Here is an 11,567-nt window from a genome sequence, read left to right on the forward strand (position 1 = left end):
AGAGTGCCCTCGCCAAAACTATCCCGAAAAAGTGGTCTAATTTTGACACTTCCGGGGAGGGACTGAAAAGAGCGTCCAGGACCGGCTGTGGGACATCGCCATCGAGCAGTAACAAGCCCTCCGCAACGCCCGAGCCCTCGGGCGGGTTACCGACGAACAGCACTCCAGTCTGGTCCGGACATTAGAGAAGCGGGCGTGACCGGGAATCCGTTGAGTGATCTTCCCGAGAAGGACAGACGGCCCTCAAGCGCCTCGATGCTCAACCGGTGGGTTCAGGATGCCCAGAAAATTTCCGGCCGAACCGACTCACGGACGGGGTGGGTTCTCGCGTCCACGACCTGGAACACAAAATTGGACTGGCCAGCCGCGCAACGAAAGACGTGGATACCCTCTTCCGTGGGAGACTCGACGAATTTCTCCACGCCCTCGATGGCGCGTTGGCCGAGCCGTGGGGCGACATCACCCTCACTCGCTCCACCGTGTCGGTCATCGAGACCACCTCGCGCCGCGTCAAACCTCGAAGATTCCAGATTGTCCTCAGCCTCAAGGGCGCAACGTGGCGCCGAACTCACGTCGAAGTTGCCTTCCCCGAGGGCGACATCGCGGCCAGAGCAGCCGAAGCCACGGACCTTGGACTTCCTCCACGAATGTGGCCGCCCCATATCGTGAGTAATCCACCTCTCACCAGAGACTTAACCTCTCACTGGAAACGGGGAAGGGCCACCTCGGAAAGTGCCCTGTACCTTTGTGCTGAGGCGCAGCCCGGGCACATGGAAGGCGTCAGCGATCGACTGAATTTGGCCGCCGGTTCTCCGATGGACAACCGCTTCTTTGTGTACTCAACCAGCAGTCTCCCCCTCAAAGGAAATCAGCCGGCGCCGTGAGGCGAGCGGAATGATCGTGATATTCGTGGCCTGCCCCAGCAGCTCCGCAGTACGACGCGAGCTGGGCAGCGGGAAAGTCCCCGCTCACGGCCGGAGGCCGACGTCGACACGATCGTCATCGTGCATGATGGACGAGTGTTCATTCCCACCCGCGCGGCTGGCCTTGAGTCCCTCGCCGATTTCGTGCCCCGCGCGGGGAAAGACTACGCGCGCGACCGCAACCATGACACCGGTCCCGCCCGCGACAATGTGTCAGGGCTCTCGCCGTACCTCCGCCACCGGCTTCTGACCGAGCGGGAGGTCGTCTCGGCCGTGCTCGAGCGGCATCCGCTCGGTTCGTGCGAGAAGTTCGTACAGGAGGTGTTCTGGCGCACGTACTGGAAGGGATGGCTCGAGCAGCGTCCCGACGTGTGGCGGCGGTATCGTCGTGACCTGGCAGATCAGGGCCTCACGGGCGACTACCCATCGGTCACCTACGACGAAGCCATCGCCGGGCGCACCGGCATCGACGCGATTGACGCCTGGGTGCACGAGCTCGTCGACACCGGGTACCTGCACAACCACACCCGGATGTGGTTTGCGAGCATCTGGATCTTCACCCTCGGCCTGCCGTGGCAGTTGGGCGCGGACTTCTTCTACCGCCACCTTCTCGACGGGGATGCCGCCTCCAACACGCTCTCCTGGCGGTGGGTCGCCGGGCTCCAGACCCCAGGCAAAACCTACCTCGCGACGGCAGCAAATATCTCCCGGTACACCGACGGCCGGTTCTCGCCGTCGGGACTCGCGACATCGGCCCGGGCGCTCGTCGAGGAGCCCGTGCCGTCGCCGGAAGCGATTCCACCTGCAGCATCCGCCCCGGTGCAGGGCCGTGTGGGGCTTCTGCTCCACGAAGAGGATCTGGACGCGGCGAGCCTCTGCGCCGAGCATCCCTGGCTCGATGCGACCAGCGGACTCGTCGCCATCGCAGGGGCCGCTGATCCTGACGCACGGTCGCTCGCGGGCGCGTCGGACGTGGTCCGTCGATTCACGGCGTCAGCTCTCGAGAATGGTGTCGTGCGGGCGTCGCGCGCCCTCAACACCCCGGCGCGAATACTGCCCAACGTCCTCCCCGCCACGGTGCTCGAGTGGGCGGCGTCCGAACGTCTCGATGCCGTCGTCGTGCCTTACGCTTCGGTGGGCCCAGTTCAGGAAAGGATGCTGGCGCTCGACGCCGCGCTCGCCTCCGAGGCAGTGGCGTTCCTGACGGTTCGGCGGCGCTGGGACAGCCTCGCCTGGCCGCATGCGGCGCGGGGATTCTTCCCCTTCCGTGCGCGCATTCCCGGGCTGCTCCACCAGCAGGGTCTGTCAAGCCGGGACAATACCTAACCATCCACAGCGCCATCGGGGGCCCGCCGGACACACGGGTAACCTACGCCACCCCCGACAGAAGACGCTGATCACCTCGCCGTGAACGGCAGAAAACACCAGCACTTGCCTCGGGCGCTATGCTGCGTCCGACGACGGCATGATCCGCACAGAAAAAGGAGGACGATCTGCCGCCAGATGTGTTCTCTGCCGAGGTACAGCGGGCGCTCGCTGACGCATACGCGCTGGTCCCCGCTGGTATCCACGATCGCGTTGCGTTCTTCGCGGACCCGGGCACGGCAGAACACATCACCCAGAGGGTGTCCATCACGGCCTGGCGGGACCGGGCGCGAGTGAACCTCAGCGGGGCACGTTTTCCGGTCGCATTGAACCGTATCGCCCAACACCACCTCGAGCGCCGCCATCAGGCCGCCTCACGCCCGCCCTCACCGCAGGTTCGGCCAGACGGAGAACGGCCGCTAGCCCTTCGGGCGTTCCGGGCCAGTGTCGCTCGACGGCGTCAATGCCTGCCCGGCGAGTCGCGAAACGGAGAGCGAACGCGACCAGGATGGCATCATCCGCGTAGCCGAGAACCGGGATGAAATCTGGGATCAGGTCAATGGGTGACAGCAGGTAGGCCAGGAGAACGCCAAGCCGAATGCGAACACCAACCGAAATGGATCGATCACAGGTGAGGCGTTTCAGAAGCCGGGCGACGTCAGGGGCAAAGCGAAGGAGGTCACGAAGCGAAGCGCCGCCGGGATGCCGGCGCTGCTCGATCCAGAGGAGCAGGACAAGGGCCAGCCAGAGCATGAGCAACCCCCCGAGCGCGCCCAGAGCGATTCCCCACCAGGACGTCATAACTTCGGTCCGCAAAAAATGAGCCCCCGCCCGTCGAGCAACATCGAGCAAGCGGTTGACGTCATGCTCTGATTCTTGCAGTGGAGACGTCATCTTTTCGCCGCACGTTCGCCCACCTGCCCCAGCTCACATGTCACGACGGACAGGGGGCAAGCCATGTGCACCCTCGCGGAGTCAGGTCCGTAGACCCGCGGCTCTGTTACTGGCTGTGAGTGTTGGCGAAGGCAGAAAGAAGCTCCCCGATGCGATGATCGCGATCCAGAGGGTGCCGAAGGGGCATTGCCGTATTGAGCCGGTAGGTGTTGCGGCGACCTTCGCGTTCGCGGTCCAGGTAGCCTGCCTCCTCCAGCTCGGTGACGATGCGTTGCGCCGCTCGCTCAGTGATACCGACCTGAACGGCGACGTCGCGTAGCCGCACGTTCGGGTTGTCCGCCACGCACAACAACACGTGGGCGTGATTGGTCAGAAACGTCCAGGTCGCCATCTCTCGATTATCTCCCACCCGACGAGCTTCTCTCCACACTCAATTCCCGACACTAAACATGTGCTATGTTTTTCCTGTTTTGTAGGTCGTGCTTCGAGAGGTGCTGATGTCTGATTGGCTTGTTGTGGGTGGTGTGACCCTGACGCCGTGGATCGCGGGGCTCTGCGCCGCGCTCCTCGGTTGGGCGGGGGTGAGCGGGGACAGGGCTGCCCGCCTGGCGGCGACCGTGGTCGGGGTCGGGTTCGTCGCGACTATCGTGATCGCTATCGCATCTGTTGCCGCGCCGCACCGGAGTGAGCAGGTGGTGTTCGGGTCCACCTCCGTGCACCTGGATGCCTTGGCGTTGATCTTGTCGGTGCTGGTGCTGGGACTCAGCGCGCTGATCCAGGTCTTCGCGATTCGCTACCTCCGCGGTGATCTTCGACAGGTATGGTTTGTCGTCGCAGCCAACCTGCTCACCGGTTTCACCGTGTTGATGGTATGCGCCGGGTCGGTGGCCCTGTTCACCGTGGCCTGGATCGGAGCGGGGGCGGCCCTCGTTGTGCTCCTGGCAACCTATCGGCCGCTTGCGCAGGCCCGCGACGGGATCCGGCGCACCGGATCCAGGTTCATGATCGCTGACATTGTCTTCCTGGTTCCTGTCGCCATCCTGCTGGTCACCGCCAAAGGAGATATTCCCCTGGATCAGCTTGGTGCCGTCGCGGAGTCGTTGCCCTTGCCGCTTCAACTGACCTGCGCCGCGCTGCTCGTGGTCTCGGCGTTAGCTCGGTCAAGCCAGATCCCCTTCCAGGGTTGGTTGCCGTTCACGTTGGCGGCGCCCACGCCGGTGTCCGCGCTGATGCACGCCGGCGTGGTCAACGCCGGTGCGATCCTGCTTATCCGATTCGCCCCGGCGATCGCGCCACACCAGGCCGTCATGATCGGGGTGTTCGTGGCCGGTGCCGTGACCCTGGTCTACGCATCGGCGGTCCGCCTGGTCCGGCCCGATGTGAAGGGCCGGTTGGTGTTCTCAACAATGGCGCAGATGGGGTTCATGATCATGGCCTGCGGTTTGGGAGTGTTCGCGGCAGCAATCTTCCATCTGGTCGCCCACTCCCTGTTCAAATCCACCCTCTTCCTCGGGGCCGGCATGGGGGTGCGACAGCACGCCGTCGACCGAGACCTTCCACCCCGAGAGAACTACTCGCCGTTCACACTCGCTGCAGCCGTGACCCTGTCGGTGCTGGTGCCATTGGCGGCGCTGTCCGCAGCCGAATGGGTGTTCTCCCCCGACGTGTCAACGGCCAGCACCGCTCTACTCGTGTTCGTTGCCGTGACCGCCAGCGTTGCTCTGGGCACAGCACTGAACACCAATTTCTCGGCCCGAACGTTCCTCACCGGCACGGCAACGATTGTGTTGCTGGCGTTCGGATATGTGGCCCTCCTGCAAATGTTCACAGCGGCATTGGAACCCGCGACCACCATCAACGCCGGCCCGGCCTGGCTGCTGGCCTTGCCCGCCGTCGGCCTCATCGCGGTCCAACTGCTCTCCCGCAACCCGCGCCAGCTTGCACACCTGCGTGACCTCGTTTACACCAGGACCGTGACGACCGCCCTCCCCCGCCCGTCTGTGACCACAGGAGTGTTGTCATGAATTTGATTCTTCGCGCCCAGGTGGCCAAAGCCGCCCACGCCATTGTGCCGTCCTGGCCGGTGGAGTCCTTCATCGCGGTGAACCCTCTCGCGGGCCACGAACCTCGCCCGTTCGAGACCGCCGCCACCCCGGGCGTGGTCCTCACCCGATCCCGCGAGGCCTACCTTGCCGACGCCGACCGCGGCCGCATCGTCGATGCCGACCTTGAAGCAGCCCTGGCCGAGCGTGTTCCCGAACTGGCCGGGAAGCTCACCATCGGCGGAAATAGCGTGTCCGCGGTGAGCGTGGCGGTCCTGGACATGAAGAGCGCGCAGTGGAATTCCCCCGGCGCAACGGAACCATCGGCGCCCTGGCTGGACGAGTACCTGGCCACCTGGGTGTCGTCCTACCTGAACCCGGACCCGCTTTGGCCGATGCCGCACAAGCAGCAGGGCTTCTACCAGGCGTGGCGCGCTCTGGCCCGCCGGGACCCGTCACTCCCGCGAACGGCGCGCCGGACGATGGCCGAATTGCCCGTCGAGCCTGACGCCGCGCTGGCGTGGGCGCTGGTCCAGCTCGGGGTCGCGGCGGAGGCGGTGACGGAGACGCTCCGAGCCGAGCTCCAGTACCTGCCGGGCTGGGTCGGCCATATCAAGTGGCGGGCCGAGAAGATTGGGGACATCGACCTGCTCTCCTACCTGAGCGTGAGATTGACCCTCCAAGCCGTCCTCGACTTGACACCTCTCCCGTCGTCACGCAAACCCCTGATCGCCGAAGAGGCGCAAACGACCCTGTGGCACCGGGCCGAGCACGTTGCCCGGTCGATCGGCGGCAGTCGAGCAGACCGCGACGACATCGCGGCAGTGAGCCGGGTCTTGGCCACCCATCCGGTGCCCGACCATGAGCTGACGTGGCAGAAGGCCTACGAGCTGCACTACCGCGCCACCCTGGTGGCCTCCCTTAGGGACACTGATCCCTTCACCCCTCGTCCCCAACTGCAACTGGTGATGTGCATTGACCCCCGGTCCGAAGGAATGCGGCGTCACATCGAGGTCCCCCCCGACGTGGAAACGTTCGGGTTCGCCGGATTCTTCGGCGTCCCCGTGCGCTTCTCCCGGTACAGAGCCCGCGGGGCCGTGAATTCGTTGCCGGCCCTCCTGACCGCCCGCCACCACCTGACCGAACACCCGACGGACCCGGCGAAGGCTGACGACCACATCATGCGCGGCCGCACCCGGGACGCGCTCCGTCAGTCGACCCACCGTGCCGACTCCGGCGCAGTGACGCCGTTCGCCTTCGCGGAGGTATCCGGTTGGCTGTACGGCGCCATAAGCGTGCTGCGCACCCTTACCCCGACGTTGCAGGCACGAATCCACCGATTCCTGACCCCATCGACGGCCGCTCTCCCGAGCAACGTGACAATCGTTGACGCGTTCACGCTCGAGGAGCGGGCCGCGATGGCTGAAACCGCGGTGCGGATGATGGGCATCGGCCAGTTCGCCCCACTGGTCGTACTCGCCGGCCACGCATCCGAGTCGATGAACAACCTGTACCAGTCAGCGTTGGATTGCGGTGCCTGCGGTGGCAACCCCGGGGCGGCCAACGCCCGCGCCTCCGCCGCCATCTTCAACGACCCCGACGTGCGCGCCCTCCTCGCAGCCCGCGGAATCGATATCCCCTCCGACAGTTTCTTCATCGCGGCTGAGCACAACACCGTCACCGACGCCGTCACAGTCCTGGACCGGCACCTCGTCCCGCAGAGCCACGTCCATGCGGCGCAGACCTTCGACCGGGCCCAGCGCGCAGCCGCCGGACGGTTGGTCAAGGAACGCGCCCAGGACCTGCCGGGAGCTTCCCCACACTCCCCGGCCCGGGTGCAGGGGCGCGCCCACGACTGGGCGGAGGTGTATCCAGAGCTGGGGCTGGCCGGAAACGCCGCCATGATCATCGGACCGCGTCAGATGACCCGCGGCGTCAACCTGAACCGGCGGGTGTTCCTCCACTCCTACCAAACAGAGTTGGACCTGGACGGTGCCGCGCTGGAAACGATCATGACCGCACCCCTGGTGGTCGCCCAGTGGATCAACCACCAGTACTACTTCTCCGCCCTCAACCCCGCCACCCTCGGCGCCGGAACCAAAACCATCCACAACGCCATTGGCACCATCGGAGTCCTCGCCGGCCACGCCGGCGACCTGCGTCGCGGCCTGCCCTGGCAATCCGTCGGCCTCGGCGGCCAACTCTTCCACGAACCGATGCGCCTGACCGTCATCATCCAAGCTCCCCTGGACAGCATCGGCCGCATCGTCTCCCGTAACCAGGTGTTGCGCAACCTGCTCGACAACGACTGGATCACCCTCACCGCACGCAACGACCCCGCAGCCCCCTGGCGGCGCTACACCCCGTACGGCTGGACGGCCGCCCCCACCGCACTGAAAGGAACATGACCATGACCATGACCATGAACAACCTGACCCAAATGACCCGGCTGGAGGTTGTCGTGCCCGCCCGCGACGCCCCCGCAATCCGCGAACTGATCACCTCCGCCGGAGCCACGGGCTACACGTCCGTGTCAGGGGTGTCCGGAATCGGACACCACGGCCAACACTCCGGCGCCTTACTCTTCAACGAATACGACACCCTCACCATGCTCATCACCGTCCTCCCACCCGACAACGCCGGCGAGCTGATCGACGCCGTGCAGCAACTTCTCAGCACCTCCAGTGGTGTCATGTTCGTCTCCGACACCTACGTATCCAGGCCCGACTACTTCCAATGACCTGCCCCCGCACCGTCTACACCGGACGCACGATCACCTTCGCCACGATGCACGGCAAAGAATTGCTCGCCCATGACGCATTCCAGAACACCCTGGGCGCAACCGTCACCGCGGCGAGGGGGCTCGACACCGACCAATTTGGAACATTCGCCGGCGACATCGCCCGACCCCTCAGCCCGCGCGACGCAGCCCGAACGAAAGCCCGACTCGGCATGCAAATCGCCGGAACCGGCCTCGGCCTCGCCTCCGAGGGCACCTTCACCTCCGGATTCGGACTCTTCGTGGAGAACATCGAACTTCTCCTCTTCATTGACAACACCCTGGGCCTGGAAATTGTCGAAGGCAGCGTCACCACTTCGCCATTGGCCGGAGGACGACGCATCGCCAGCGCCCGCGAAGCCCTCACTTTCGCGTCAGCCGTCGGCTTCCCGGGCCAAGGAGTGATCCTTCAGAGCACCCAGAACAACCACACGACCGTCCACAAAAACATCACCCAACTCGGGGTCCTCGGCGACACCACTGAAGCGCTTCTGAAACAGCACAAATCCGTTGTGATACTTCCGGACTACCGCGCCCACAAGGCACCGTCCCGCGCCACAGCCATCCGGGCGCTCTGCGAAAAAATGGCTCAGCGACTCGCAACAGAGTGTCCGCACTGCTGGGCGCCCGGGTTTGGCCACATCAACGTCGAACACGGCCTGCCCTGCTCCTTGTGCGGATTGGCAACCCAGACCATCGCAGCCGATATCCACGGCTGCGGCCGGTGCAGTTACCAAACCCGGACCCCTCGAAATCACGCTCACGCAGATCCAAAATGGTGCGATTACTGTAACCCCTAAGCCGGCAGCCCAACGAATGATGTACTCCCTGCCGGTGGCGATCGAAAAATACTTCCGCGCGGCGCCCTCCTCACGGTCAGGCGCGCGCCGGCGCCCCGCCGCGGGAGCGCTCGATGTCGGCGAACGTGGGGTCGTCGTCGAAAGACTTGATGCGCGCTACCTGGAAGATGATCAGCGCATAGACGGCCTTGGCCAGAATATCGGCGATCGAGTAGCCGACCTGTTTGTAGACCCAGGCATCAGGACCGGCGATGCTCAGCAGCGGCAACAGATAAGCGATCGGATAGACGCCCCAGCTCAGCAACAGCAAGAAGCGCAGCTGGCTCAGGATGCGTCGCACGCCCGCGGGCTGCTGGTTCAGCGACTTACTCAGCTGCACGAACAGGACATAGAGAATGTAGGCGAACGGGACAGTTGACAGCAGCCCGAACAGGCCACGGAGACCGTTGTCGCCACTGATCTCGCCGGGGTAGCCGAGGATGATCATGAGCGCGGCAGCCGGAACGAGCCGCACCAGAAGACCCCGCTGCACCGACCGGGCCAGCGCGAGCACGGCGATGAGCTCGACCAGCAGCAGGGGCACCGTGAGAAGCCAGTCCACGTAGCGATAGCCCTCATTGAATCCTGCCCCGGCGGCCTGAGCGTAGTCGCCTCGGCCACCCACGGCGTCGGTCACGAATGCCGCCTTGAACGAATCGAAGATGCGGAAGTAGTGGTACGCGGCGATACCGCAGACCACGATGGCGACCGTGATTGCCTGCCGGTACCGTGGCAGGATGCGCGGCAGCGCGATCAGCAGGTACACCGCCGTGAACAGTTGCGCGGCGATCACCAGCGAGAGAAAGTTGTAGACGGTGTCGTATTGACCAAGCGAGAGAATGTCGGGAATCATGAGCTACTCCATCGGGGTTTGACGGTGCCTGATATGTCTCACTGACTAAGTGATTTAATCAGTAAACTACACTCTCAGCTTGTTTGGGGAGGATTCGGTAGAATATCTTTCACCCACCGTGAGTGAAACGACTCGCTCCGCGCCGGCCGGAGGAGACATGGCCCAACCCTCACCACTCGCGCACACCCTCACCGGTTTTCCGGCGGCTGCTACGTCGTTCGTAAGCGCCCTCGATGCCAACCGCCAGCGCATCGCGCAAGATGCCGGCGTGAGCGCCACCGAGTTGCGTGCGCTGTTCAGGGTGGGTCGGTCGATGAGCATCACACCCAAAGACCTGGCCCATCACCTGGGCATGACCACCGGTGCGATCACAGCTATCGCCCGCCGGTTGGTCGAGGCGAACCTGCTGAAGCGGGTCGACCATCCCGGCGACCGCCGCAGCCTCTATCTCGAACTGACCCCGCACGGGCACGACGTGATGAGCGGCATCCACCGAGATTTCTCTGAGATGCTCACCGCCTGCACCACCAGCCTCACTGCTCAGCAGCTCACCGCCTTCACCGAGACGCTCACGTCGGTCGCAGCCGAGGTGCGCACTCGGTCCGCGCGCCCCTGACGCGCAGAGCGGCTCCCTCTTTTGTCAAAACGGCAAGCTGAACAACGGGCACAACTACGTCTTCCGGGCGCCTACACCGTCTCCTCCGCGGACATCCTGCAGCGCGGGACGCGATTGACCGTGAACGTGATTGAGGGCCGGTCGCAGAGGCTAACGACCGACCCTCTTCCCTTGCACCAAGAGTGTCCTGCAATCACATTTCGCGCCTCCCGCCACAGCAAACGGTTGACGCACACTGAATATATAACGAACCGGTAACGGAACGCTAGCTGTCTGTTCGTTATTTTCCTGCGAATTCCCTATCAGCGAATTCGGTGCTCCACTGGTCGAGTCCCTATCCTTGGGGAACACGACTTTGGAGGCACGGTGAGCGATCGAGCGGCGGCCGTGGGCGCCTGGGAGTCCCTCTTCCGGGCCCAGGTGGCCATCATGCGCAGCCTCGCCTCGGATTTCCCTGCCCAGGGGATCTCCTTCAACGAGTACGACGTGATGTTCAACCTGTCCCGGGAACCCGACCGGCGCATCCGTTTGCGAGACCTCAACGAGCACGTGCTGCTCACCCAGCCGAGCGTGAGCCGCCTGGTCGACCGGCTGGCCTCGCGCGGGTACGTGCTCAAGCTCACCGATCCGTCCGACGGGCGCGGCGCGATCGTCGAACTCACCCCGGAGGGGTATGACGTGTTCCGCCGGGTGGCGCTGCAGCACATGGACACGATCACGGGGCGGATGGGCGACGCCCTCTCCAATGAGGAACTGGCCGAGTTGACGGCGCTCTGCGACCGGCTGCGCACGGCTCCCGCCGGCGCCGGCCGCAAACCCCGGCACGCCTGACCCCGCCCCGAAGTGGCCCTGTGCAGGCGGCGACTGTCGGCGTAACGTAACGCTCAGGAGGTGAGTCTCATGCGCGCACGCCCAGGAGATCGAATCATCATTCGCGGTCGCACGGTGGAGACACCAGATCGGCATGGCGAGATCATCGAGGTACGGGGAGAGGACGGCGAACCGCCGTACCGGGTTCGGTTCGGCGAGGGCCACGAGAGCGTCGTCTACCCGGGATCCGACTTCGTGATCGAGCACGCCGAAACGGTCTGAGCCGATCAGACACCGCCGGTCAGGCAGCGCCGCGAGGCTCCTCGCACGCACAAAACCGCCCGCCGGTCTAGATGAGTGAGTCCTAATCGATTGTCGGTAGCGGTACACGTCTAGTCAGATCGGACTGGCCCGGCGTGGACGCTGTTAATCGAAGGCGGAGGGTG

At 64.7% G+C, this 11,567-nt stretch carries 11 protein-coding genes and 1 pseudogene; 9 read left to right on the forward strand and 3 right to left on the reverse strand.

Annotation, left to right across the window (positions count from 1 at the left end; all coding sequences use genetic code 11):
• Positions 1 to 380: 380 nt before the first annotated feature.
• Positions 381 to 884 carry a hypothetical protein gene (locus tag E3O48_RS00845; protein ID WP_134536965.1) on the forward strand — a complete coding sequence of 168 codons (504 nt, stop codon included), beginning with the start codon at positions 381 to 383 and terminating at the stop codon, positions 882 to 884.
• 135 nt (positions 885 to 1,019) lie between these two features.
• Positions 1,020 to 2,249 carry an FAD-binding domain-containing protein gene (locus E3O48_RS00850; RefSeq protein ID WP_134536966.1) on the forward strand — a complete coding sequence of 410 codons (1,230 nt, stop codon included), beginning with the start codon at positions 1,020 to 1,022 and terminating at the stop codon, positions 2,247 to 2,249.
• A gap of 539 nt (positions 2,250 to 2,788) precedes the next feature.
• Here the strand turns inward: E3O48_RS00850 and E3O48_RS17885 are convergent.
• Positions 2,789 to 2,867, reverse strand: a pseudogene (locus E3O48_RS17885) (YkvA family protein); the annotation flags it as partial.
• Between the two features lie 421 nt (positions 2,868 to 3,288).
• Positions 3,289 to 3,573: a MarR family transcriptional regulator gene (locus E3O48_RS00860; RefSeq protein ID WP_134536967.1), complete on the reverse strand. Its 285-nt coding sequence runs from the start codon at positions 3,571 to 3,573 to the stop codon at positions 3,289 to 3,291.
• Between the two features lie 133 nt (positions 3,574 to 3,706).
• Between E3O48_RS00860 and E3O48_RS00865 the strand changes: the two genes are divergently transcribed.
• Genes E3O48_RS00865 through E3O48_RS00880 form a run of 4 tightly spaced genes read left to right on the forward strand, consistent with a single transcriptional unit; the run spans position 3,707 to position 8,803 of the window.
• Positions 3,707 to 5,206 (forward strand): proton-conducting transporter membrane subunit, encoded by a 1,500-nt coding sequence (locus E3O48_RS00865; RefSeq protein ID WP_166788570.1) that lies wholly within the window; start codon positions 3,707 to 3,709, stop codon positions 5,204 to 5,206.
• Positions 5,203 to 7,632 (forward strand): DUF2309 domain-containing protein, encoded by a 2,430-nt coding sequence (locus E3O48_RS00870; protein ID WP_134536969.1) that lies wholly within the window; start codon positions 5,203 to 5,205, stop codon positions 7,630 to 7,632. Before E3O48_RS00865 ends, E3O48_RS00870 begins: the two co-directional genes overlap by 4 nt.
• Positions 7,633 to 7,634: 2 nt before the next feature.
• The gene (locus E3O48_RS00875; RefSeq protein WP_241982341.1) at positions 7,635 to 7,964 is read left to right on the forward strand and encodes a transcriptional regulator; all 330 of its coding nucleotides are present in this window, start codon (positions 7,635 to 7,637) and stop codon (positions 7,962 to 7,964) included.
• The gene (locus tag E3O48_RS00880) at positions 7,961 to 8,803 is read left to right on the forward strand and encodes a DUF6671 family protein (protein ID WP_134536970.1); all 843 of its coding nucleotides are present in this window, start codon (positions 7,961 to 7,963) and stop codon (positions 8,801 to 8,803) included. Before E3O48_RS00875 ends, E3O48_RS00880 begins: the two co-directional genes overlap by 4 nt.
• Before the next feature lie 76 nt (positions 8,804 to 8,879).
• Here the strand turns inward: E3O48_RS00880 and E3O48_RS00885 are convergent, their stop codons facing one another.
• A complete protein-coding gene (locus tag E3O48_RS00885; RefSeq protein ID WP_134536971.1) occupies positions 8,880 to 9,695 on the reverse strand; it encodes a bacteriorhodopsin-like in 816 nt (271 codons plus the stop codon).
• A gap of 157 nt (positions 9,696 to 9,852) precedes the next feature.
• Between E3O48_RS00885 and E3O48_RS00890 the strand changes: the two genes are divergently transcribed.
• The 3 genes from E3O48_RS00890 (at position 9,853) to E3O48_RS00900 (ending at position 11,403) form a co-directional block, all read left to right on the forward strand.
• Positions 9,853 to 10,311: a MarR family winged helix-turn-helix transcriptional regulator gene (locus E3O48_RS00890; protein WP_134536972.1), complete on the forward strand. Its 459-nt coding sequence runs from the start codon at positions 9,853 to 9,855 to the stop codon at positions 10,309 to 10,311.
• Positions 10,312 to 10,677: 366 nt separating this feature from the next.
• Positions 10,678 to 11,142, forward strand: a complete 465-nt coding sequence (locus E3O48_RS00895; RefSeq protein WP_241982342.1) for a MarR family winged helix-turn-helix transcriptional regulator — start codon at positions 10,678 to 10,680, stop codon at positions 11,140 to 11,142.
• Positions 11,143 to 11,211: 69 nt separating this feature from the next.
• Positions 11,212 to 11,403: a DUF1918 domain-containing protein gene (locus E3O48_RS00900; RefSeq protein ID WP_134508981.1), complete on the forward strand. Its 192-nt coding sequence runs from the start codon at positions 11,212 to 11,214 to the stop codon at positions 11,401 to 11,403.
• The last annotated feature ends 164 nt before the right edge of the window (positions 11,404 to 11,567 follow it).

The sequence above is a fragment of the Cryobacterium sp. HLT2-28 genome, from assembly GCF_004402495.1.
Taxonomy (GTDB): Bacteria; Actinomycetota; Actinomycetes; order Actinomycetales; family Microbacteriaceae; genus Cryobacterium; species Cryobacterium mannosilyticum.